Genomic DNA, 25,583 nt, shown 5'->3' with positions numbered 1-25,583 from the left:
AACCTCCATTATTTTATGATTTTAACTTGTAAAATCTCGCCGCATTCGCTCCGAAGATTGGCTCCATCTCTTGCGGCGACAGCCTCTCCTGCAGCGCCTGCCGCAAGATCTCAACCACCTCATCATAGGTTGCGGCCATGAGGCATACGGGCCAATCGCTTCCGAACATTAGCCTTTCGGCTCCAAACAGGTCCAGCGCTCCATGAATATAAGCAGTGAAATCCTCTTGCGTCCAGCCATGGGGATCAGCCTCCGTCACCATCCCGGAAAGCTTGCAGAAAATACCCGGGTGCTGCGCAATTTCCGCCATATGGCTTCTCCAAGGCTCTAATCTGTCCGAAGCAATCGGCGGCTTCGCCAAATGGTCGATGACGCCCCTTAGTCTCGGAACCCGTTGCAGCAGCTCTACAAGCTGCGGAAGCTGATCCGCCAGAACAAGCAGGTCAACGGGAAGGTCCTCTTCCGCAAAATATGAAAGCGCTTCTAAATATGGGGTAGATAAAAGGATGCCGGGATCATCCATCTCCTGTATCATCACGCGAATCCCGGTGAATTTCGGATGCCCGCGGAACCGCAGGTATTGCGCTTTGAATGACGGGTTCTCAAGGTCCAGCCAACCGATCACGCCAGCTATGAAATCGGCTTGTTCGCTTAATCCAAGAATATATTCGGTCTCCTCCACTGTGGGCGCAGCCTGCACCAGAATCGTGCGGCTGATCCCGTGTTTTTGCAGATGCGGTTCAAGATCAGAGGGCAGATAATCCCGATACAGCACCGGAATTTCGGGAGTAATCCATCCGTAATCGTTCCTATTTATCTTCCAAAAATGCTGATGAGCGTCCATACGCATCAGACCACCTCCATTCCATCTTATTTTAAACATCCGATAAAAGAATAAAAATAGCTTAAACAAACAAATTTATACCTCTTTTTGATATGATGACTGTAAGAATCCGTAGGTTCAACCAAGGAGGCGTCGCAATGAAACCGATCCGAAAATATTTTGACAATGAGTTGCCGTTTTCTCTGCTTCTGGACTACAGGGAAACGAAAAGTCCGCAGCGCGAGCTCCCCGACCATCAGCATGACTGGTACGAGTTCATATACGTCTACCGGGGAAAAGGGACATTTTTTATCGACCAGACGTTTTACGAGATGCGCCAGGGCGACGTCATCGTCGTTCCCGGAAATACGGTACACCGGGGATTTCCCGACAAAGAGGAGCCGGTGACGTCTTCCGCCGTTTTTTTTAGCCCGGCTCTTGTTCATAACCATGCATTCAGCGAGGCTTACGCCTACCTGAAGCTGTTTGATGCAGCCAAGAAGAACAAGCAGTACAAATACACCCTGTCTCCTGAACACGCCAAAATATTGCAAAATGATATTGATGCCATCCACGGCGAATGGGAGCAGAGACGTCCGGACGGCAACCATGCGATGTCGCTGCTGCTCCATCTCGCGCTGCTTCACTTAAACCGGTACTGCTTGCCGCAGGCAGCCGAACCGCACGCCCCAAACGCCTTGGTGCCGGACTGGTTCCATGAAGCGCTCGCCTATATCAACGACCATCTGAATCATCCGCTGGAGCTCGGCGCACTGGCGAAACGGGCGGCCGTATCTCCGGCCCATTTCAGCCGTGTATTCAAGCAGCGGCTGGGCATGAATGCGAGCGATTATATTTCGACCAAACGGATTTTTGCGGCCAAGGATGGCTTGCTACAATCCAATGACAAAATCGAGCATATTGCCATGGCCTGCGGCTTTGAAAGCATGCCCCATTTTTACCGCACATTTAAAAAATATACGAATATGACACCGGCTGCCTACCGGAAAAGCAACCGGCCGCACTGAGGTTCAGGGAAGCAGAGTCTTTCCCAAGCCGAGGTCAGCCGATTTCGTCTTCACTGACAGCTACGGGATCACCCTGATAAGAAACGATGCACCGGCCAGCACGGCCGGCGATTTCTACAGCAAATGCTCTGGCAGCCAGCATACCGGTGTAACTCCCGCTCCGCTTTCCTATCGTCAACGTACGGTCTGCTTCGCACCACTTCATCTCAATCGTGGAGTAAGCCCCGTTCTCATAGTTATAATTATCCCCTTCATCTTCATAAAGTGTGAACAGCGCATCCTTGCCGGAATATATTTTCAAGCCAATTACCGCTTCCGGCTGCTCATCCACGTATTGGACGTCCGGGCCAACCGGAACAATCGAGCCGGCACGGACAAAGAGAGGAAGCGTCTCCAAATCGGCTTTGGCCTCAATCGTCAAGCCGCCCTCAATCCGTTCATCGGTCCAGTAATCGTACCATTCACCGGCTGGCAGGTAGACGCTGCGCAGCTTGTCGATACCTTGAAGCTCGCGGGAGCCGGGACCATAATACATTGCAGTTGTGACGGGCGCAACCAGGAAGACCGGGCCGAACATGAACTGATCGTCAATATTATGGACGCGCATATCCTCCCGGTAATCGAAGGCCAGTGCGCGAAGCATCGTATAGCTATGATGTGCGACGGCTCCTGCCAGAGAATAGATATAAGGCATCAGCCTGTACCGGAGCTTCAGATATTTCACCAGCGTATCATACATCAGCTCACCCTCTTCGCCGAATCTCCACACCTCTCTTGGCGTATCTGTTCCATGGGAACGGAACATGGGCAGAAAGGCTCCTAATTGGAACCAGCGGACATACAGCTCGCGATACCCGAAATCGGCAACCCCTTCGTCATAATCCCCGTTCCAGAACCATTGCTCCTTGTGCTTGCGTACGAAGAAAGCGCCGATATCCAGTGTCCAGTAAGGGGAACCCGTTAAGCAGAAGTTAAGTCCGTCCGCAATCTGCTTTTTAAGCGTCTCCCAATTGGCTGCTATATCTCCTGACCATGTAATCGTGCCGTAACGGTGCTGCCCGGCAAAAGCGGAACGCGTCAGATTTACGACCCGTTTGCCTGTGGCCGCCGCGCGCTGGCCTTCATAGATGCCCTTGGAATGCAGCAGCGAATAGGCATTGATAAGCCCCGGATCGAGATAACGCTTGGATTCTGCCGTGTTAATCAGCATGCGCTGCTCCGGTTCCGGCTTCACCGCTCCCTTCCAATCAGCCTCGAACGGCTCGGTGCAGTCACACCACCAGGCGTCAATCCCGTGGGAGAACAGTCCTCTGTCGGCCTGATTCCAGTACAACTCCCGTGCTTCCTCCCGGAAGGCGTCATATGTGGCCTGATTGCCGAGCAGGAAGCCGTGCTTGCTCATTTCCTGGTGGTTATCACCGCCGGCCCCCATAATCGGCCATATGGATACCATGAGCTTGGCATTCATTGCATGCAAGCTGTGCATCATTTGCGAGGGGTCCGGGAATCGTTCGGGATCAAACGTCTTTTGTCCCCACAAATTCCCCGTCCACGACTGCCAATCCAGAACGATGCAATCGAGAGGAAGCGAGCGGTCACGATACTCTTGCACCGTGGCAATCAATTCCTCCTGGGAAATGTATCGTTCCTTGGATTGCACATACCCGTAGGACCACTTCGGAAGCATTGACGCTTCCCCCGTCAGGTGCCTAATCCCGGCTATAATCTGATCAAACTCCGGGCCGTAAATCACATAATAATCCATTTCTTCATCCGCGTCCGTCCAGAGATATGAACCGAATGCATCATCATGAAAGGTCATGTACGAATAGGAGTCTACCACAATCCCGTAGCCGCGCGTAGATACAAGAACCGGGACAACTGCTTTCATATTTTGCTGGTACAAATATTGATGGCGGCCCCGGAGATTCATCATTCCCTCTTCATGTGAGCCAAGTCCATACAGGGCTTCGCCCTCCTGCCATTCGAATTCCAGCTTCGTATGATAGGCTTGTCTGTCGAGCTTGCGGTTTATTCCTTCCGCTCTTGCACGCAGACCATCCGCCCCCTGACCGGTTTCAACCTTATCCGCCGAAGCATCGAAGACCGTATGGTATACATCCGTTCGCTCCAGCGTTTTGCCGCCTCTGGACGGTTCCTTTGTCAGCAGCTTGCCAGCCGCATCCCAATAACTGAATGCACAGGTCATTTTATCTACCCGAACCGTTAGGAGCGCTGTCGAAATTTCCAGATGATCAGGCTGGTCTGCAACCGTCCATTGAACAGCCCCTGCCTCCGGGCGGCTGACCACCACAAGACTCTGTTTTCCGCTTAGCTCCGAATCCAGGGTATAACGAATTCGGGCAATCCCCGGCGTGCAAAAAGCAATATGCATGATTCCTTCTGTTGTCTCCAGTCTGATACCATCCGAACCGGAGTACACACCCTTCAATTTCACATGTTCTCCCTGCCTTTCATCATGATTTCGCTATAGTATAATGATATTATTATTGATGTCGGATGATCTATCATATATTTGCGGATTATCAACACAATATTACGATCTATAGGAGGACATGATGTACGAACACCGTTACCGGGAGGTCAAGCTGCACGGCCAGCCCGAATTTCCGCTTCATATCTATCAAGTGGAGCATCAGGCCAGCGTGCATACCATCCTGCCTGTGCATTGGCATAATGAAATGGAGATTATCTATCTTGCCAGAGGGACTGCCGTCTTCAATATCGAAAACCGTGAGTTCGCCATTCAAGCAGGAGAAGCATTGATCATTCATCCGGGAGAACTCCATTCGGGGATTGGTACTGCCTGTGACGGCACTTGCTATTATTCCATCGTGTTCAAATTATCTTGGCTGTCTTCGCTGCAATCGGATCGAATTCAGGAGTTATTCATGGAGCCGCTCCTGCAAGGGACGGCCAGACTGCCAACCCTATTATCTGCTGCGAACGAGGCCCACTCCCGACTGCTCGAAGGTGTGCGGGAGCTTCTGATCCGCTACGAGCGCCAATCCACCGCTTATGAAATGAGCTTGAAAGCTCTCCTGCTGTTGTTCATTGCGGATATTTACCATTACGGATTGATGGAAACCAATCATACGCCGGGAACTCGCCACGGGCGTGAATACAACCGGCAAATCAAGCAAGTGCTGGCTTTTATGGAGACACATTCAAGTGAGAAGCTGGATCTGGATCAGCTTGCCTCCGTGGTATCGCTTAGCCGCTCCCATTTCTGCAAATTTTTCAAAACCCAGACCGGAATGCGTCCGATGGAGTATTTGAACTATATTCGCATTAACAAAGCAGCCAATTTGCTCCGCAGTGGATCGTACAATGTATTGGAAGCCGCGCTGGAGTCAGGCTATCAGCATATCAGCTACTTTTCCAAATGGTTCAAATTTTATATGAATATGACGCCTTCGGACTACAAGGCCCGTTATTCTTCCGGTCTTTAGCCAGCGGACACGATGCATTAATATCCCTTATGATATGTTAAAAAAAAGACAGCACCGTGGAATACTCCGGGTGCTGCTTTTCTTTGATCAAGGCGTTTCGGTTATTCCAAAGTAAATGAGGCCAGACTGGCGCCTCCGTTGCCGGTATAGGTAAAATACAATGCTTGTACGCCGTCTGGAATGGCCACTTCAGTAGCATATTCCTTCCAGACATTCGTAAAGCCTACCGGTATCCGTCCAAGAGCCGGCCCGTCCCACGACGTTTTGACTACAAACTCGCCCTGGCAATATCCGCGCACCTTGATTGTGACTTTGCTGACTCCCTCGCACGCGAAATATTTAAACCCGGCGGTAGCCGAATCCGTCATATTGGCAATATAGCCAATCTCCTCGTCGCCGTCCCTGCCGTCCTGGGTAATCTTCGGAAACCGGCTGTCCATCCATGCTCCCATAGGTCCGAAGCCTCCGGTGTATATTTCCTGATCTTTGCAGAACAACTGGCAGGCCAGGTATGCCGGATATTCTCCACGGCCTTCGAGCGGCCCTCCGTTCGGACCGCAGGATGTAATCTCTACCTGTGGAATAGTGCCATCCTCACGGAATTCAATCCGCTCAATACAGCCCTGCCGGCAGAATGCCGTCCCATTGGTATGCCGGTGATAAAAAATATACCATTCGCCTTTGATTTGGACGATGCTGCCATGGTTATTGCCGCCATAATACATCGGCTTGTCCGCTGGCTTGTACGTATTGATATGAAGATCGCAATTGCTTACAATGACTCCCTGGTACGTAAAGCCTCTGGTTGGATGCTGGCTGGTCGCATAACACAGCTCATGCATGGAGATTGAGGAATAGATAAGGTAATAGGTATCTCCCCTTTTACGGATGGAAGGAGCCTCAAAGAACTCATAGCCTTCGAATCCGCTCCCCTTGCTGTAAGGCTGGCTCGGTGCAACAAACACAGGCTCCTCGACAATCGTCAGCATATCCGGGCCAAGCACCGTCGCCATTGCGCCGTGTCTGGATTGGTCACCGATGGCACAGAATCCGGTGTACAGGTAGGTGTTCTCTCCTTCAGTCAGCACGCCTGGGTCAAACTGCGGCTCGTCGCCTTCCCTCTCCCCCAGGCGTGTTCCATCTGCATATTTTACATAGCCGTAGAACTCATACTTTCCTCCCGGCTTGTCGCAGACAGCTACCGAAACAACGGACACCTTGTCAAGCACATAATAGAGATAATACCGCCCGTCCGGTCCCACCGTTACATCGGGAGCATACAGGCACATGCTTCCTTCAGGATTAAGCGGGTCGTCCGTAGTTTGGTAGATTACCCCTTCATACTGCCAATCCGCCAGATTATCCTCCGGTGCCGACCAGCAGACATAGTCATTCAAGCAAAAAGCGTGTCCGTTAAAACGGTCATGCGAGCCATACACATACACTCTGCCTTCAAAAACATACGGCTCTCCGTCCGGGATATATTCCCAGGACGGGAGATACGGATTGAATCCTTGTTTTTTTGCCATCGTAATTTTCATCCTTGTCATTAATAAATTTTGTCTATTTATGCGTCCACAATCACTTACATGGAGCAATCGGCATCATCCAGGTAAGCACTTCGCGGCTTGGTCCCTTACAGTATAGTGAAGCGGCTCGACCGAAGTCCATGACATATAGACATGTAACATTGATCTATTCTTAGATTATGGGCCCGGCCCGAATCATCTATAGATTTTAAGGAAAACGCTTTAATTTCTATACCCCGGGTTATGTTATACTCTGGGCAAAACCCTATCTACTGGAGGATTGTTATGGAATACAGAAACCTGTTCCTGGAGAACGGAATGTCCGAAGAGGCGATCCGGCAAAGGCTTGACGACACCTGGAACGAATTGTTCTACGGCGCGCCCGATGTGCGAATCTACCACCCTATGGGTGACGATAAGGGGTACATCGTGGATACCGGCAATACAGATGTGCGTACTGAGGGTATGTCCTACGGGATGATGATGGCTGTTCAAATGGACAAGAAGGAAGAATTCGACCGGCTCTGGAAGTTCGCCAAGGTATACATGCAGCATTCGGAAGGCCGTTACAAGGATTATTTTGCCTGGCACTGCAAGCTGGACGGGACAAGGCTGTCGCCAGGTCCGGCACCGGACGGGGAAGAATTTTTCGCAATGGCGCTGTTCTTTGCCGCGAAGCGCTGGGGCGACGGCGCCGAACCGTTCAACTATTCCGAGCAGGCCAGAATCATTCTCCGCGCTTGTGTACACAAGGGGGAAGACGGTGAAGGCGATCCGATGTGGGACCCGGCGACCAAGCTGATTAAGTTCATTCCTGAAACCCCCTTCAGCGATCCCTCCTACCATCTGCCGCATTTCTATGAATTGTTTGCCCTGGAGGCGGATGAACAGGACAGAGCCTTCTGGAAAGAAGCCGCAACCCGAAGCAGAGCCTATCTGCACAAGGCTTGCCATCCGGAAACCGGCCTTTCCCCCGAATACGCCAACTATGATGGAACCCCGGCCGAACCCCAGCCGCATGGAGATTTCCGCCACTTCTTCAGCGATGCCTACCGGGTCGCAGCCAACATCGGGCTGGACTATGAATGGTTCGGCTGCGACCCTTGGCAGGTGGGGCAGTCCAACCGGATTCAGGCCTTCTTCCGGGACATTGATGTCGCCGATTACCGGCGCTACACCATTGACGGCCAGCCTTTTGAGGAGCCGTCCCTGCATCCGGTCGGCCTTCTGGCAACGCTGGCCATGGCCTCGCTCGCTGCCGATGGGCCGGATGCCGGCCATTTCGTCAGGCTGTTCTGGAATACGCCGCTGCGCACCGGGGCCCGCCGGTATTACGACAACTGCTTATACTTCTTCAGCTTGCTGGCCCTAAGCGGAAACTACCGGATTTATTCATAAATCAAGTGGAAACGGCTACGCCGTCCTTAAAAGGACGGTATCCGTTTCAGCGAGAAATAGAAGGATAATTTATAGCGTGAAGCATATAAATTCTTATATTTGGACACCACAAATCGCTCCTTTGGATAAGGTGGAGGCACTGCCATCCATCCCCAGAGGAGCGATTTTCTTTTAACTGCTTTGCGCATCGGTCCGGTATTCCTGCGGTGTGATTCCGGTCCATTTTTTAAAAAACCGGGTGAACGATTGCGGCGTAACATATCCGATTAACGAGCCGACCTCCGCCACCTTCAGTTCCTCTCTTTTCAGCAGTGCTTTAGCCTGGCGGATTCGCATCTCTTCAATATACTCTGACAGATTGATGCCCCGTTCCTGCTTGAACAGACGGGACAGATAGGAGGGATTGAAGTGGATCACATCTGCCAATCGGACCAGCGATAGATCTTGAGTGATATTCTCTTCAATATAGGAGCATACCTTGTCGATAGCGCCGGCCGCTCGCTTTTGCTCCCCGCTTTTCCTGACGGAAAAGAGAAATTTTGCCGTGTCCTTCAAGAAGTCAAAGGCTTCTTCCCACGAACGGTGCTCCTCCAATTGCGTTAGACCGTGCGCACCTATCTGTTCATCGGGTTCCCATCTGTTGATATAAGACATGAGCATCAGTGCAAGGGTGAAATACAGCTCCGTCAGGTAAGGGCTGCCCCTCTCCGATTCATGACCGGCCGGCTCGACCATCTCGTCAAAAAGCCTGCAAAACTCATGTTTTCTTCCCGCCTCCAAATGTGCGGTCAAGGTCTCGGACTTGTCGCGCAAAGACCGGTCACGGACGGAATCAGGCATTACCGCCTCCGCCGGAAGCACCTTCTGCACCATCCGGTTTCCATCACCCACCCGGTAATGCTGGAATTGTCTTGTCTTGTCGTAAAAAAAGGGGAGCGAGGTCCACGCGGACTCTTCTACGCTCAGTGTAACGGCAACCATTATATTCAGTGACTCCAGACATGCTTGCTGAATCAGCTCAAACGTCCCTTCCAGAAACATGACCATTTGCTCAAAGGCGTCCGTCTTTTCCGCGTATTTTTGCCAGTCGGGCTGTATTAGCCAGATCAGGTCGCCGTACCGGTCAATTACCCCGAGACTGACTGTCCTCTCCTTCAGCAGCTTTTCCGACAGAAACTTAACCGCAAGCGCCGTCTCCTGTCGATCAGCATACGATTGGGAGGACTCCGGATAAGACAAGCTGCCGAGTGCTATCAAAACGGGCATAGACGCATCCAGCGGTATGCGCAATTGCCTGAAATCCTCCTCCACATCCTGCCCGAATTTGACACTATGGATAAGATGGCGGAAATAGTCCCCTTGGGCTAATGTCTCAAGCGTATCCAGCTGCTCTTTCGATTGGCGGATCAAATGGTTCACCCGCATCGTGTCATCCAATTCCTTCAAAGCACGCTTCACGGCCTCAATCAGCTTCGGATACCCCTCGTTTTTAAGCACATATTGAACGCCCGGAGCTTGAATCGCCTGATAGACATAATTAAAGTCACTGTGGCCTGTCAAAAAAACCATTTTACACTGGGGCCAGCTCCGGCGGATGTTCTCCATCAGCTCCAGCCCATCAATTCCGGGCATACAAATATCGGACAAGACAATATCCACTCTCGTCCGACCCAGCAGGCTCAGTGCTTCTTGACCGGAGTACGCTTTATAAATATCCAGATCGAGGTCCATTTTGCCAAAAATAACTGCCAGGCCATCCGTGATAATTTCTTCATCGTCAACGATAAGCATCCTGTACACCAGCATCGTCACCTCCAGCCAAAAGAAGGATGGTTACCTTAAGTCCGCCGAGCTCGCTCCGGTCAGCCTTAAGGCCGCTTTTCTCCCCGAATGTAATGCGAATCCGCCGGTGAATGTTCACCATTCCCGTCGTCTCGGCCTGCTCCTGATATACGTCAAAGGTCTTCTTCATTTGCTTCAAGGCTTCATCCGTCAACCGGTCGCCGTTGTCTTCAACGATGATGCGGATTTCGGGCCCCTCCTGTTCAAAGCGGACGACGATCAGGCCATTCATGACTTTTTTCTCAAGACTATGCTTGAACGCGTTTTCAATTATGGGCTGAACAATCAATCGGGGGACGAGCACCGTGCTAAGCTCTTCCGACAGCGGAGCAAACTGGACCTGAATCCGTCTGGAGAAACGCATAGCCTGAATTTCTGTATACATTCTCGCATGATGAATCTCCTGTTCCATAGTCACCAAATCGGAAGCATTTCGGGTCACAAATTGAAAATACTCGCCGAGAAGCGTCGTAAGCTGTTCGATCCGTTCCGTGTCGCCAGTCTTTGCCATTGTATTGAGAATAAAGAAGCTGTTATACAAAAAATGCGGGTTGATTTGCGATTGAAGCTGCTTGAGCTCTGCTCTTTGCGCCATAATTTTCTGTTTGTATACCTGGTCGATCAAGGAGTGTAAATTCTCCACCATCTGATTGAAGCGGCTGTACAAATAACGGAACTCATCATTGGACTTATGCGCGATATGAATATCCAGATCGCCTTGCTCCATTCTTCTGAAGCTCTTCACCAGTGTCAGCATGGGCTTATGAATATACTTGTAGGTGGACAGCCCAAAAGCAATGATGATGGCAAGTGCGGCCACAGCAAACACCCAGGCCCACGTATAAAACTTGTTTAAAGGGGTCTTAATGACCCTCTCCGGTATAATACGATAAATGGTCAAACCCAAATCTGAAGAGCCTGCCTGGACAATATAATACTGATCCCCGGCTATCTTCAGCCTGTCGCCCGGTGGAACCGAACGAAGCTGCCGGTTGTACACAGACTGGTCAACCTGCGCTAGCCTCCCGGTCACGCTGGACAAGGCAACACTGGCGCTATCCGACAGCAGCAGCGTGCCGCTGCCGGGATACGTATTGAATTGTCCAAGCGCCACTTGAAGCTTCTGGAGATCCAGCTCGATCTCCACTGTGAACAATGGCTCTGCTCCCTTTATTCCCCTCTGCTTCATGGCCCCAAGGAACAGCCCGCCGTTCCACTCAATAACCTGGGAACCGCGTTCTCCGAAGACGGAGCGGATTTCATGGAAACGTTCGGACTCAAATTCCCGTACGCCGCCCAAGGCCGAAATCGTTCTGCCGATAGACAAGATATGGATTCTTACATCCTTAATGTACGTACTGCTGTTTTGAACGGTGTACAGCCGGTTCATCAGCGAATTCTGGTTCTCTGTGCGCTCAATCGTTGCCAGCGTCTCCCAGGTCAGTGCCAGCTTGTTCAGGTATTCGTCCTCCAGAAGGCTGTACTGCAGCAATTTCATGCGCTCGATCTCATTTTCCATATCGTTCAGATAGAATGCGGTTTGAGCATTGGCAGACCTCATAATGTCCGCGCTTGCCGTCTGCACAATCCAATTGTACAGATAAACTGCAAATAACAGGATAGGCAGCATAATCAGAAGGAAGGTCACAATCAATCGTAGAAATATCGTGTTCCGCAGCGAAAAATCCTTTTGGAAAAACAATAGCAGTGCCTCCAAGAGTATTTTCTCTCAATTATATCCCGAATTCGCGGAGACAGACAGGTTCAATTTGAACCTGTCCCGCGGTCACCCTTTCACGCTGCCAAGTACAATGCCTTTCACGAAATATTTCTGCAAAAACGGATAAGCCAGGATAATCGGAAGCGAACCGAGAAAGATCTGGGATGATTTTAACGTCCGGTCCGAAATAAGCGCCAGGTTGAGCATCGCGTCCCGCGACATGTTCGACAGATTTTGCTGGATTACAATCGTCTGAATATAGCTTTGCAGCGGATAATTGGACGGATTTCCCATAAGCAGCAATCCATCGAACCAGCTGTTCCAGTGCTCGACCATCGAAAACAAGGCAAGCGTAGCGAGCGCGGGCTTCGAAATCGGCACAAAGATAGACCACACCGTCCTCCAGTGGCCTGCTCCGTCTATGAGGGCCGCTTCTTCAAGCTCCTTCGGAATCTCCCGGAAGAAGTTAAGCAGCAGGACGACGCTGAACACAGGAACCGCGCCGGGCAGGACAAGCGCCCAGATCGAATCGAGCAAACCGTACTCTTTTATAGTCGTATACCAGGGGATAAGCCCTCCGTTGAACAGCATCGTAACAAAAAACGCCCAGGCATACACGCTCCGAAACCGGAGGGTATGCGCTTCCTTTGATAACGGGTAAGCGACCATAATGGTCAAGAGCAGATTAAGCGGGGTTCCGATGCCGATCCGCGTCAGGGAAACGATCATAGACTGCCAAAATTCATTGCGGCTCATCGTATACTTATAGGAGGCCAGCGTGAATTCTACAGGCCATAGTCTTACGTATCCCGCCGAAGCTGCCGCGCTTGAACTGAATGAAACGGCTATGATATGAATCAAAGGCAAAATGCACAGCAATGAAACCAGGATCAGAAATACGGCATTAACCACCGAAACCCAGTCAAGGCGTTTTCTTTTCCGGATAGGAGTTAGTTTTGCCTGATTGGGCGCCAACCGTTGCTCCAAGGTTCTCCCTCCTCTAAAAGATCCGATATTTTGCGAACCGGTAGGCCAGCAAATACGAACTTGAAATCAAAGTAAGTGATATCACCGATTTAAAGAAACCGACTGCGGTTGCCACCCCGTACTGCGCATCCAGCAGACCGATCCGGTACACAAACGTGTCCAAGATATCGCCGCTCTCGTATACCTGCGGACTATATAAATTGAACACCTGATCGAACCCGGCATTCAGTAATTGCCCCAGGCTGAGCACCGACAGAAGCACAATTACCATGCGTATCCCCGGAATGGTGATATGCCAGGTTTTACGCCAACGGCTGGCGCCGTCGATGGTAGCCGCTTCATATAACCCGGGATCTATTCCGGTGATTGCTGCCAGGTACACAATCGTCCCGTAGCCAAAGTTCTTCCAAATATCCGAAACGATCAGCGTGAAGGGAAACCAGTCATTGTCACCGAGGAAAAAAATCTTGGAAGCTCCGAACCATCCGAGAACTTCATTTACAATTCCCCCGGAAGGCGAAAGAATATCAATCAATATGCCGCCAAGCACGACCCAGGATAAAAAATACGGTAAATAGATCGCTGTTTGAACGGACCGTTTGATTACATTGTTCTTGAGCTCGTTCAAAAGCACGGCGAACACGATTGGAATAATCAGACCCAGAATAAGCTTGAGACTCGAAATAAACAGCGTATTCCACAGCACTTGTGTGAAATTCGGCAAATTCATCACATATTCAAAGTTATCCCAGCCGACCCATTTCTGGTCACCGAACAAGCCCTTGGCAGGAATAAACTTCTGGAAGGCAATCATGACCCCGGCCATCGGAATGTACGAAAATAAGAAGATCAGCACCAGTCCCGGCAAAAGCATCAAATGAAGCGGCAATTCCTTTAGCAGTTTCGCTCTCATCTTTATCCTCCAAATGCAAGCAAGATGGAATGGAGGAAGAACAAGTGATTTCTTCCTCCAAGTGGGATCATTTCTTAGTCGATGCGTACCATTCGTTGACCTCTTGCGTAATTTGATCTCCGCCCAGCTTCTGCCAATCCTTCACAAACTGGTCGAATTTTTCGATGGGCTCTCCTAAAATGATCTTGACGAACATCTCGTTCTGCTGCTTTTCAAGCGTTGTTTTGCGCTCCACCATTGTCGGAGTCGGAGCACCGACGAATTTCTCGAGCAGGAACTGGTCGTTCTTAATGTACTGGTCGGCTATGCCCATGGACCCTTGCTCTCCATAAATCCGCTCCCAGCCCCACAGCGCGAAGCCTTCCGTCGAGCCTGACGCATAAGACTCAAGCTTTTCCTGAATCGTCTTTGCCTCTCCCGTCAGCTTGGAAAAATCACCGGCCTTGCGGGCAGCGTCAATCTCCCGGAAAGCGTCTACATTTTTCGTAACCGGATATGGCGTAACCGGCGATAGCTGCCATACGCTTTCCGCTTCCGGCGGTGCAAAGTACTTGCCGAATTCAGCAGTCTCGCCCCAGTTCTTCTCCAAATGCATATTGAACAATTTGATTACCGCTTCCGGGTGGGCAGCACCCTTTTTGACAGCGAAGAAACGGGTAGTGCTGAATTTAAGCGGCACCTTAGGAGTTTCCCCCGATTCCGAGACTATCGGAAATGCCTGCCACTGCGCATTAGGATCATTGTTGCGGTTGAGCTGGAGCGGCCAGATGGAGTTCCATTGCTCGCCATACTCCATCCCGATCTTCCCTGCGGAGATCAGCTCGGAGACCTTGCCTCCGTCCTTAACCCCGAATTCCTGGTCGAGCTGTCCTTTCTTGGCCATATCCTGCAGCACCTGGAGCGCCTTTTTCACTTCAGGCTGAATACTGCCATACACGAGTTTGCCTGAGCCATCGTCAAGCCAAATATTCGGATAGGCATTGTATCCGGCCATAAAGCCTTCAAGCCCCATCGCTCCGCCCCATAAATCTTTGGTAATTCCAAGACCGAACGTATCCTTCTTGCCGTTCCCATCCGGGTCCTTCTCCACAAAGGCTTCAGATATGGCAAGGACGTCTGCCATCGTTTTGGGCGGCTGCAGACCCAGCTTCTTCAGCCAATCGGTACGAATCCAGATGTACATCGACCGCTCAATTGAAGATTCCAGGCTCGGAATCGCCATCAGCTTCCCGTCGAAGGTGGCCGCATCAAAAACACTTTTCCCTTCTCCCGAGAGCACTTTTTTGGTGAATGGGGAAGCGTACTTTTCATACAGCTCCGTCATATCCTCAATCTGGTCCGAATCCGCCAGCTGTTTGAGCTGCGTGGCATTGACCGGGGTTACATCCGGCAAATCGCCGGAAGCCAGCGTAACGTTTATTTTCTGCAGGTATTGGTCGGAGGTAGGACTGCCCTTTACGATCCACTTATATTTGATCTTGATCCCGAGCTGATCCTCATACAATTTAGTCCAGCGGTTGTTGTCTATGGTTTCGTCCTTCAGGACTCCAAGCACATTATTCTCCACGACATCGCTCAGGTCCCGGACGAACGTTACTTCAATCGGCGGATCGTATTTCCCGAGCGGACTCTCGTCTGCGGCTGAGCTTATCTCCGGATTATCCGTTGAAGCCGCCTCCTTGTTTCCGCTCTCGGACCCGCCTCCTCCCGAGCAAGCGGACAGCAGCAGGGAAGCCAGCAGCAAAACTGAAGTTCTCTTAAGCCATACTGAACCTTTCTTTGTTTCCGTTCTCATGTGCAACCCCCAATTCAATTGTAGTTGTCTTATTGATTACGCTTTCATTATGGGGGAGCCAACAGGTATTAACAACGCTCACATCTTTACTTCACTTCTCCCGTGTTGACAACATACTTAGATTATGCTGAACCATATATTAGATTTTATAAGGCACTCATGAATCTGGGCTTGCCTACATCCCTGCTTCAAGAAATTATTGTTTTTTAGTTTGTTTTTATTCATAAAAACAAATTGAGTTATATAAATAACAATACAGCCCCTATTTCATTGAAATTCGACCTGCTAAAATATCAATTAAACCGCTTTCATAATATTTTCCTTAAGGTTATCTAAAAAAATAACACTAATGGAATGATAACAAAATGATAACAATTTAGGGAATCGTTGTGATGGCGATCGCATTATTACATTTCATCAAAGAATTAGGAGGTCAACATGAAGAAGGTTCGCAAACTAGTGTGTTCAGCCCTGACGGCCGTTATGCTGATGTCGGGCGTCTCACCGGCGCTGGCGGAGACCGGTGCAACGCTGCCCCAGGTGCAAACTCAGAAGGTCGCGGCAGCCTTTACGGATTCTGCCAACCATTGGGCCGCTTCCGGCATTGCCAAATGGACGGCGAACGGCATCATCAGCGGCTACGGGGACGGGAGCTTCCGTCCGAACCAGAGCATTACCCGGGCCGAATTTGTAACCGTCATCAATAAGCTGTTCGGCCTGTCCGTCAAGGCGGACAGCAATTTCTCCGATGTTCCGGCTTCGGCCTGGTACAGCGACCAACTTGCGATTGCCAAGCACGCCGGATACTACGAGGGCTTCTCGGGGAACCGCGCGCTGGCCGATACGGCTATTACCCGGCAGGATGCAGCTACGCTGCTGGCCCGGATTTTTGAAGTGAACGGCAGCAAGACGCAAACCGCCTCAAGTGCCGCCTTCACCGATGCAGGGAACATCAGCGACTACGCCAAAGAGGCTATTGCAGCACTTTCCGGGGTAGTCACCGGATACAGCGACGGCAGCTTTAGACCAAAGGGCAGTATTACGCGGTCAGAGACAGTAACGTTGATTGATAGAATTGTAAGCGCTTATTATCCAGGTGCAGGAGAACAGACCGGCGGAATGGTCAGCGGCAATGCGGTTATTCCACATGCCGGTACTGTGCTGAAGAGCAGCACAATCAGCGGAAATCTGTACTTGACGGCAGGCATCGGCGACGGGGAAGTTACGCTGGATGGTGTAACTGTCAAGGGCAAGACTCTCGTTGCCGGCGGCGGTGAGCATTCGGTTATTCTAAAAGATACCGTTCTGAATGAGGTTGACGTTCACCGGAAGGACGGACGGGTCCGGGTGCTGGCTTCCGGCTCTACGCATATTTCCTCCGTCAACATCAACAGCAACTCCAAGCTGGAGCTTGGCAAGGGAGCTGTCATCGACCGGGTCGTGCTGAATGCCCCGGCTGAGGTGATTGTTCCGGACGGCGGGAAGATCGGGAATCTGGTCATTAACGAAGCTGCCCCGGGTACGGTCATTACCGGCTACGGCGATATCGGCTCCTTAACCGTCAAGGCCACAGGTGTTACCGTCAACGGCAAGGCGCTGGCCGTAGGAACTGTCACGGAGGCTTCCCCATCGCCATCCGCTTCGGCCACGCCGACCGTAACCTCAGCTTCCGGCGGATCGGGAGCAACGGCCACACCGTCCGCAACCGCCACACCGGCAGCGACGGCCACAGCAATGACCACGCCAACACCGACTCCGACGGCTACACCGGAAACGGGCATTAATCTGGTGGATTCGGAGGCCACTTCGGCCACCCGCTCGCTTTTTGCTTATCTGGAGAACACCCGGGGCAAGGAGATCATCTTCGGACACCAGAATGACACGACAGAAGGGCTCTCCATCACAGCCAAGGACGGCACCCAGTCCGATGTGAAGAATGCAGTCGGCGATCTGCCGGGCATGTTCGGATGGGATACGTTGGCCCTCGAGGGAAAAGATAGACCGGGCGTCAGCCAGGATGCCATAGAGCAGAACCGCGATAATCTGATCGCCGTGATGAAGACGGCGTACGAGCAGGGCGGCGTGCTGACCTTGAGCGCCCATATGCCTAACTTCGTGACCGGTGGTGACTTCAACGACACCAAGGGCAAGGTGGTCTCGCATATCCTGCCGGGCGGGGACAAGAATGAAGCGTACAACCAGTATCTCAATATGATCGCGGATTTCGCCAATAACCTGAAGGATGATTCCGGCAAGGCGATTCCGGTCATCTTCCGTCCTTTCCATGAGCAGAACGGGGCCTGGTTCTGGTGGGGTGCGCCTTACCGGACCAAAGAGCAGTACATGGAACTGTTCCGATATACCGTGGAATATCTGCGCGATATAAAGGGCGTCCACAACTTCCTGTATGCTTACTCGCCGAACAGCTCGTTCAACAACTCAGAAGCCACTTACCTGGAATCCTATCCGGGGGATGAATTTGTGGATATTCTCGGTTTTGACGACTACTACGACGGCAGTGCGGAAGGCTGGTTCAATGGCGCGATTCAGGATGCCAAGCTGGTCTCCAAGCTCGCCGATGCCAAGGGCAAGGTCGCAGCCTTGACGGAATTCGGCTACTCCAATCTGCGTCCTGAGGGAACGAAGGACCTGAGTTACTACACCAAGCTGCTGGATGCACTGAAATCCGATCCGGATTCAGCCAAAATGGCCTACATGCTAACCTGGGCCAACTACTCCACAGACAACTTCTTCGTTCCGTACAAGAACGGCTTGGACGGCCTTGGGGACCACGCGCTGCTGCCGGATTTTGTGAAATACTATGAAGACCCGTCTTCCTCCTTCCTGGGCGAAGTCAAGGATGACGGCATCTACTCGATTCAAGTCGATGCTGCGAAGGAAAAGCCATACCTGCACATCGCCACACCGGTTAACAACGAGACCGTGCTGACGGAAGGTACTGCAACCATCCGGGTGCGGGTGACGAGCCAGGATACCGAAAAGGTCGTCTATCTCGTCGGGAATGATGCCACAGAGCATCCAATGACGGCGGACAGCTCGGGCTTCTACTATACAGCAGCCTGGACACCGGGAGCGTCATTGTCCGGGCTAGGAACCACAGTCACAGTGAAAGCTTACGCGAAGAACGGAAGCCTGCTGAATCAGACGATTCAAGTCTATGTCAGCGATACGCTGCCCAATTCGAATACACTGGTCGTTGATACGTTCGAGGACTACAAGGGCAACAACGAACTGCTGGACAATGCCTACAGTGCGGGCGGAGATCTCAGCACAATTTCTCTGGACGCGGAGCACAAGAACAGCGGCCAGTACGGCCTGAAGTTCGTCTACAATGTGGATACCCAGGGGTATACGGGCCAATCGAAAAATACGGACAACGCGGATTGGTCTGAAGCGAACCAGCTGAAGTTCTGGTACCAGCCGGACGGCAGCGGCCAGAAGCTGGTATTCCAGATCAAGATGAGCGGAATCACCTTTGAAGCTTATCCGTCCCTGACTGGTACGACGGCGGCTGAGATTTCAATTCCGTTCAGCGAGTTCAAACCGGCCCCTTGGGATACCGCCAACGCGGGACGCGTCATTACCCAGCAGTATCTGAAGGACGTTCAGACCTTCTCCATCTTTGTCAACAAGAATGAGGGAACGGCAAGCAGCTCCGGCACCCTGTACTTCGATGACATTCAAGCATTCAACGATGGAACGGGCGGCGTACCGGACGGCATACCTGCGCAGCCGGGTCTGCTGTACGGCTTTGAGCAGAATGAGGAAGGCTGGACCGTAGAATCGAATCATGCGGACGCGGCTGCAGCGGCCGTTACTGCAGAAGCCCACACCGAAGGCAGCAAGGCACTCAGTACCGTCTTCTCACTGGCCGGCAGCGACTTTGAGCTGGCGAAGTCCGTGTCGCTGGATCTGAGCGCCGTAGATATGCTGAGCGCGAAGGTCAAGCTCTCCACCGGAACAGCCAAGGCCCGGCTGTACATCAAGACCGGCTCCGGCTTGGCATGGACGGACAGCGGTACATTAGATGTGGATTCCACCAAATTTACCACGCTGTCGCTACCGTTGACCAGGATTGCCAATCTGAGCCAGGTGAAGGCTATAGGGATTAAATTTGAAAGCTTCAGCGGATCGGGCAGCGCTACAGCCTATCTGGACGAGGTGCGGATTGCGAACAGCGGCACCAAGCCGGACAGCCCGCATACAACCAAATTCGAGGCAGAGAGCGGAACGCTGAACGGTGTTACCAAATCGACGGAAGGCAGTGGTTATTCAGGCACCGGCTTTGTTACGGGCTTTGACGCAGCAGGAGACAGCCTTCAGATTCCGGTGAATCTGGACAAAGCCGGAACCTACATGCTGGCGATTCACTACAGAACCATCGGCGGCAGCAAGGTGAACACCGTCAAGCTCAACGGGGCGGAAATCGCCAACTATACCTTTGCTGAGGCCGGCGTGTGGAAGGACGCTGTGCTCGGGCAATATGACTTCAAAGCCGGAGCCAACACAGTGGAAATTGTATCCAGTTGGGGCTGGATGGATATCGACTACATCCAGTTAACCGGGGGTGGCGACTCGGTAACAGCCGTCAACTTGAAGGCGGAAAAAGCGTCGGGGGCGGTTGACGTTCCTGTTACCCTTTACGGCTTCGCCGACAATTCGGCAGAATACCGTTTCCTCGCCCGGAAGGCAGGAGGCGACTGGGCTTATTTGAACGAGTACAGCAAAGCTTATTCCTATACGTGGAAAGCACCGGAGGCGGGCCAGTATGAACTGAAGGTCTACGCCCGCCAAATCGGCTCCGCGTCGGAATTCGATGCCGAGAGCGCGGTGCTGGCCTACAATGCCTTACCTGAGTACAGCGGCAAGCCGCTGGTCAATCCTCTGTTCAGCAGCCATATGATTCTGCAGCGGGACCAGGAGGTAGAACTGCAGGGATGGGCTGATCCGGGCAGTGAGGTAAGCGTGAAGCTGGACGATACGGCCTACACGGGTAACACCAACGCTAATGGGGAATGGAAGATCTCTATCGGCTCCCATCCGACGGGCGAGGCTCACACAATTACTGTGACCGGTTCTGACAAGACGGTTACACTGACGGATATTCTGTTCGGTGATGTGTATCTGGCCTCCGGCCAATCGAATATGGCGTTTCAGGTGTCCCAGGTTATGAACGCCTCGCAGGAAATGAGCCAGGCGACCAACTCGAACATTCGCTTCTTTACTGTTCCGCAGTTGACCAGCCGGTATCCGGTATCATTAATCCAGAGCCAGAAGCAATGGCAGGTGACCTCGCCGTCAACGGTGGGCGAACTGACAGCGGTGGGTTATTTCTTCGCCAAAAAACTGACCGCGGAGACCGGCGTTCCTGTCGGCATCATCTTCTCCGCAGTCGGCGGAACGAAGGCAGAGAACTGGACCAGCTATGAATCGCTTCAGTCAATGCCTTCGCTGGCCCAGGCTGCTGCGGATATCCGCAGCGGAGCGGCCAACGTAGAGACGGCAACTTCACCAACAGCACTATACAACGGAATGATTGCACCGGTCGCTCCCTACAAGCTGAAGGGCGTACTGTGGTATCAGGGCGAAAGCAACTGGGGCGAATACCGGTATTACAAGGCACTGCCGACCTTAATTCAGGATTGGCGCCAGACCTTCGGCAATCCGCAGTTGCCGTTCGCCATCGTCCAGATTTCAGCGTTCGGTACGCTGCAAAGCGCGGATAACCCTGCACAAGATGACAGCAATCCGGGCCTTGCGGTCATCCGCGACGCGCAGCTCCAGACCGTGCTGAACGATCCGCTCACTACGCTGATCACAACGACCGACGTAGGCACGCCGGGTGACATTCACCCGACGAACAAGCAGGATGTCGGCGCTCGGGCCGCCATCGGCGTGCTGGGCAAATTCTACCATTCAACCGGCGAATTCGCCGGACCGGTCTACCGGTCGATGCAGAAGTCGGGCAGCGAGCTGATCCTGTCCTTTGACCACACCGGCTCTGGGCTGATGGCCGGAGCGAAGTCGGGCCTGGATCCGGTCACAGAGGATTCGTCCGGACTGAGAGGATTCGCCATTGCAGGTTCGGATGGTGTGTATCACTGGGCGGATGCGCGAATTGACGGTGACACCGTGGTCGTATCTTCGGTACTGGTCGCTGATCCTGTCTCCGTGAAGTACAACTGGAACGACGCACCGATCGGCAATCTCTACAACAAGGAGGGTCTACTGGCGACACCATTCCGCACGAATCCGGTGTCTTATCTATCGGTGCTCGGCGGAAGCGGGTCCGGGATCCATGCGCCAAGCGAAGCGGTAAACATCAAGGCCGCACCCAAGGCGGGGCAGACCTTCGATCACTGGTACGGAGATACCGTAGCGCTGGTAGATCCGCTTGCCGCTTCCACGGTTCTGACGATGCCGGACGTGCATTACACCGAAGTAGCCGCAGCCTATGTGGCCGGTTCCGGCCAACCAGGGGCGGACAATCAGCTTGAAGCCGAGAGCGGCGTTCTTGCGGGTGATGCAGCTGTCGCCACAACACTCGCCGGATACGCCGGGGACGGTTACGTGGCTTTCCAGCAAGATGGCTCCATCACGCTGAAGTATAACGCCAAGGCTGCGGGCGCATATGATCTGATTCTGGGCTACAGCTCACCTTACGGTGACAAGAAGACCCGTATCACCGTCAACGGCGGCGACAGCGAAGAGTATGACCTGACCGCTTCTGCCGCATTCACAGAGAGAGCATCCATCTCTGTTGATCTGCTGAAAGGTGAGAATACGTTTGTGATCTACAGCGACTGGGGCTGGTACAACATCGACTACATCAAGCTGAATCCCGTTCAGCAAGGAGTGGAACCGCTGACCTACAGCTTCGAGGATGGCACGGCCCAGGGCTTTGCGGTCAATACCGACAGCAACAACCAGTACAACACTGCCCAGGCAACCGCGGCTTCGGTTACAGATGCTGTGTATGCGGAAGGAAAATATGCACTGAAGACAGATTTCAGTCTTGTAGGGGGAGAACAAGGCGGACAATTCCAGCTTCGCCGCCTGGCTCAAGCCGACTGGTCCGGATTCTCCACCGTTACTGCTAAAGTGAAAATGGTAGCTGATGGTGCCTCACTGGACGGGGTACAGGTCTTCCTGTTCGCCCAGAGCGGCGAGAACTGGGGTACCTGGTCTATCTCGGATGCGGGTACTAACCTTAGTCCGGTGGACGATAACGGCTTCATGACGATTACGTTCGATATCAGCGGCATTGCCGACCGTAATTTCCTGCAAGCCTTCGGCTTTCAGGTGATGACACCGGCTGAAACCACCGGTCAGGCGACACTCTATGTCGATCAGATCATGCTGCAGTAGACCAGTCATCCTTCATTCTATAAACCGCAAATAGTAACAAAGCAGCGATCCTCCAATTACCGGAGGATCGCTGCTTTGCGTTTTTGGCCTTGGCGGCTTGTTTCAGTACGTTTCTTTATATACCGTCATCATCGGTGTTGTTCCTCTTCCCTTCACCTTCTTCGCGGTAGACGCCCGGCGTAATGCCCGAGTACTTCTTGAACACCTTGGTGAAATAGTGCTTATTCTCGAAACCAACCTTCTTTCCGATGGAGTTCACGGATAGCTCACGCTGTGATCTGAGCAGCTTCTGGGCTTCCTTGATGCGGTATGCGTTCAAATAACTGACAAACGTGTCACCCGTCACTTTCTTGAACAGGTTGCTGATATAGTTAGGATGAAGATTCATCAATTCGGCAAGATGGTCCAGGGACAGATCGTTCATATAATGGGTTTTGGTATAAGCCAGAATGCGTTTGGCATGCCCTGAGCACTCCGGATCAGCTTCGGAAGGAAGCTCCTGTTCAATATGCGCCAATAAAATGGCAATCTCATTCTTGTCGATCGGCTTCAGCAGATAATCCACCACTCCCGTGCGGAGCGCCTTCCGTACATACTCGAATTCATCGTAGCCTGTAAGGATAATAAAACGGTCGCATAGTCCGCTGTCCCTGGCCTCCTTGATCAGCTCGAATCCATTTTTTTCCGGCATATGAAGATCTGTAACAGTCACATCGGGCATATAGTCTTTCATGAGATCCTCTGCCTCAAAAGCGTTGTTCGCCTTGAATACCTCTGTCCCGAGCGGAGCCGCTTCGCCAATAATCTTGATCAATCCGTTAAGGATAAGCGGCTCATCGTCAACAATCAATACTCTCATAACCGGTCTGTTCCTCCTTTTGCGATGATGATACTCAGGCATGTTCCCCGGTCCGGTCCGCTGTCAATGAGCAGCTGCGAGGAGCCGCCGAAGAATGATTTGATCCGTTCGCTGACATTGAACAGACCCACGCCTCCCTCGTTCTCCGCGACGGCTCTGTTGTCGCCCCCCCTTGCCAACCGGGAGCGTATTGCCATTAGCTTGTCCTCCTGGATGCCTGTTCCGTTGTCCGTAATGGAGATGCGGATTTCATCTTCGGTTTCCCGGACTTGGAGCTTAATATGGACGGGCCTGAGTATAGCGGACGCCCCGTGAACGATGCAGTTCTCGACCAGAGGCTGGAGTATGAATCTTGGACAAGCAATCTGCTCCACATCCATGGCGACGTCAATCTCGTAGGTCATTCTGTGCTGGAGCCGCATCTTATGAATATTCAGATAAAAGATGACCGTTTCGATTTCCCTGGCCAGAACGGTCCGGTCCCCCTCCGAGGACAGGCTGTATCGCATCAGCTTGCCGAACCAGAACGAAATATCCGCTACTTCCTTGTCATTATTGGACTCAGCCAGCATCCGGATAGTCTCAAGGGTATTATAGAGAAAATGCGGTTTTATCTGGGCCTGAAGCACTTTATAAGCCGCTTCTTTATTCCGCAGCTCGGACCGGTGGACGTTGTTGATCAGTTCGTCCATGCGCTTGATCATCGAATTGTAGGTCGAGGTCAGAAATCCGATCTCATCCTGGCGGTTAGGCTTATCGTGCTTGCTGATAAACTGCTTCATATTATCGTCGTCCACATTGCGCATATGTCTTGCAAGGAGCAGAATGCGCTTGGTAATTGTCGATGCGACCGCATAATAAACAAATGACAAGGCCGTCAGAAGTGCGATGATGGTAAAGACCAGGATGATCTCCTTGCGCTTGATTGTGCGAAACACAGCGTCAACCTTACCGGTCACGACGACCCGGGCGTCCAATTCCTCAATATATAGCTGGTTCACAATTGTTTTTTTGTTGATGAAATAGGGCCGGGTATCATTTGAACCGAGTTGCTTCCAGGTTGCCTTGTCAATTCCTGCCGGGGCGGCTTCCGCAGGCGGTACCCCCTGCTTCGGAAGCAGGAAGGCTTGCCAATTGTCTCTTCCCCCGGCCGCCTCGTACAGCTTTCGAATTAGACTGCTGCCGACGCGCAGCTCAAGAAGTCCAATTTTTTCGGTAAAATTAGAGTTGTAAATGTTCTGATAGAACATAAGCGAAGGTGTCGCCGCCCCCGGATCGGATATCATCCAAATTCCTTGACCGGGCTTCAGCCTGCGCGCGACCTCCTGACCCTGCTGATCCAGAGATGAGATATCCAGGAACCGGTCAGTAATCGGAAGCACCCGCTGTTTGGTTTTATAGATCCGAAAGCTCTCAATTTCCGGATTAATAAACAGCGATTGAGTGATAATCGGACTGATATAACGGTTATAGGTGTAAATGCTGTACGAATCGGAATCATACACTCCGTCCAGATAATCTGTGACATACGGGTTATATTGCAGCATACGCTGGATGGAGTCGATTCGGGTCAGGTCCATCTTCATATTGGCATGTGCCTGCTCCAGTATTTTTTGACGGCTTTGGACGAATTGATTGGTCAGGTTGCCGTAGATTTGTGAATAATAGTAGTAACCGAATATGACAACTGGAATAAAAATCAGGATGACATATCCCAAAGTGATTTTACGAACGATGCTCACCGCGACGAATCCTCCTGAATCCCGGATTGATTACTTCTAAACGTACCATGAACAAGCAAAATCCGGTAGAGGAATGGCGCCTCTA

At 52.0% G+C, this 25,583-nt stretch carries 14 protein-coding genes; 4 read left to right on the top strand and 10 right to left on the bottom strand.

Going from position 1 to position 25,583, the window contains the following annotated elements; translation table 11 throughout:
• Positions 1 to 13: 13 nt before the first annotated feature.
• Positions 14 to 850 carry an amidohydrolase family protein gene (locus tag AC0LWN_RS17360; protein ID WP_474667395.1) on the bottom strand — a complete coding sequence of 279 codons (837 nt, stop codon included), beginning with the start codon at positions 848 to 850 and terminating at the stop codon, positions 14 to 16.
• Between the two features lie 131 nt (positions 851 to 981).
• Here AC0LWN_RS17360 and AC0LWN_RS17355 point away from each other — a divergent pair, with 131 nt between their 5' ends.
• Complete coding sequence (locus AC0LWN_RS17355) at positions 982 to 1,851, top strand: helix-turn-helix domain-containing protein (RefSeq protein ID WP_474667393.1); 870 nt, start codon at positions 982 to 984, stop codon at positions 1,849 to 1,851.
• 34 nt (positions 1,852 to 1,885) lie between these two features.
• On the opposite strand, the gene AC0LWN_RS17350 is transcribed toward AC0LWN_RS17355, so the two are convergent.
• Positions 1,886 to 4,309, bottom strand: coding sequence for a glycoside hydrolase family 31 protein (locus tag AC0LWN_RS17350; protein WP_474667391.1), 2,424 nt, complete (start codon positions 4,307 to 4,309; stop codon positions 1,886 to 1,888).
• Positions 4,310 to 4,427: 118 nt separating this feature from the next.
• On the opposite strand from AC0LWN_RS17350, the gene AC0LWN_RS17345 reads away from it, so the two are divergent.
• Positions 4,428 to 5,324, top strand: coding sequence for an AraC family transcriptional regulator (locus tag AC0LWN_RS17345; protein WP_474667389.1), 897 nt, complete (start codon positions 4,428 to 4,430; stop codon positions 5,322 to 5,324).
• A 101-nt stretch (positions 5,325 to 5,425) separates the two neighbouring features.
• Here the strand turns inward: AC0LWN_RS17345 and AC0LWN_RS17340 are convergent, their stop codons facing one another.
• Complete coding sequence (locus AC0LWN_RS17340; RefSeq protein ID WP_474667387.1) at positions 5,426 to 6,853, bottom strand: family 43 glycosylhydrolase; 1,428 nt, start codon at positions 6,851 to 6,853, stop codon at positions 5,426 to 5,428.
• 285 nt (positions 6,854 to 7,138) lie between these two features.
• Between AC0LWN_RS17340 and AC0LWN_RS17335 the strand changes: the two genes are divergently transcribed.
• On the top strand, positions 7,139 to 8,251 hold the full coding sequence (locus tag AC0LWN_RS17335; RefSeq protein ID WP_474667385.1) for a family 8 glycosyl hydrolase: 1,113 nt from the start codon (positions 7,139 to 7,141) through the stop codon (positions 8,249 to 8,251).
• 171 nt (positions 8,252 to 8,422) lie between these two features.
• On the opposite strand, the gene AC0LWN_RS17330 is transcribed toward AC0LWN_RS17335, so the two are convergent.
• The 5 genes from AC0LWN_RS17330 to AC0LWN_RS17310 form a co-directional block, all read right to left on the bottom strand.
• Positions 8,423 to 10,057 carry a response regulator transcription factor gene (locus AC0LWN_RS17330; protein ID WP_474667383.1) on the bottom strand — a complete coding sequence of 545 codons (1,635 nt, stop codon included), beginning with the start codon at positions 10,055 to 10,057 and terminating at the stop codon, positions 8,423 to 8,425.
• On the bottom strand, positions 10,029 to 11,795 hold the full coding sequence (locus tag AC0LWN_RS17325; protein ID WP_474667381.1) for a sensor histidine kinase: 1,767 nt from the start codon (positions 11,793 to 11,795) through the stop codon (positions 10,029 to 10,031). The genes AC0LWN_RS17330 and AC0LWN_RS17325 overlap by 29 nt, the downstream gene beginning before the upstream one ends.
• 84 nt (positions 11,796 to 11,879) lie before the next feature.
• Positions 11,880 to 12,758, bottom strand: a complete 879-nt coding sequence (locus tag AC0LWN_RS17320; RefSeq protein WP_474667492.1) for a carbohydrate ABC transporter permease — start codon at positions 12,756 to 12,758, stop codon at positions 11,880 to 11,882.
• A gap of 55 nt (positions 12,759 to 12,813) precedes the next feature.
• Positions 12,814 to 13,713, bottom strand: coding sequence for an ABC transporter permease (locus AC0LWN_RS17315; RefSeq protein ID WP_474667379.1), 900 nt, complete (start codon positions 13,711 to 13,713; stop codon positions 12,814 to 12,816).
• A gap of 67 nt (positions 13,714 to 13,780) precedes the next feature.
• Positions 13,781 to 15,508: an extracellular solute-binding protein gene (locus AC0LWN_RS17310; RefSeq protein WP_474667377.1), complete on the bottom strand. Its 1,728-nt coding sequence runs from the start codon at positions 15,506 to 15,508 to the stop codon at positions 13,781 to 13,783.
• 438 nt (positions 15,509 to 15,946) lie between these two features.
• Here AC0LWN_RS17310 and AC0LWN_RS17305 point away from each other — a divergent pair, with 438 nt between their 5' ends.
• Positions 15,947 to 22,897 (top strand): glycosyl hydrolase, encoded by a 6,951-nt coding sequence (locus tag AC0LWN_RS17305; protein ID WP_474667375.1) that lies wholly within the window; start codon positions 15,947 to 15,949, stop codon positions 22,895 to 22,897.
• Between the two features lie 115 nt (positions 22,898 to 23,012).
• On the opposite strand, the gene AC0LWN_RS17300 is transcribed toward AC0LWN_RS17305, so the two are convergent.
• Positions 23,013 to 23,756 carry a response regulator transcription factor gene (locus AC0LWN_RS17300; protein WP_474667373.1) on the bottom strand — a complete coding sequence of 248 codons (744 nt, stop codon included), beginning with the start codon at positions 23,754 to 23,756 and terminating at the stop codon, positions 23,013 to 23,015.
• Positions 23,753 to 25,498: a sensor histidine kinase gene (locus tag AC0LWN_RS17295; protein ID WP_474667371.1), complete on the bottom strand. Its 1,746-nt coding sequence runs from the start codon at positions 25,496 to 25,498 to the stop codon at positions 23,753 to 23,755. Before AC0LWN_RS17295 ends, AC0LWN_RS17300 begins: the two co-directional genes overlap by 4 nt.
• Positions 25,499 to 25,583: the final 85 nt, after the last annotated feature.

It is taken from the genome of Paenibacillus sp. sgz302115, assembly GCF_056120445.1.
Note: the sequence above shows the minus strand (reverse complement) of the source record. Positions and strands in the feature narration are given on the sequence as shown.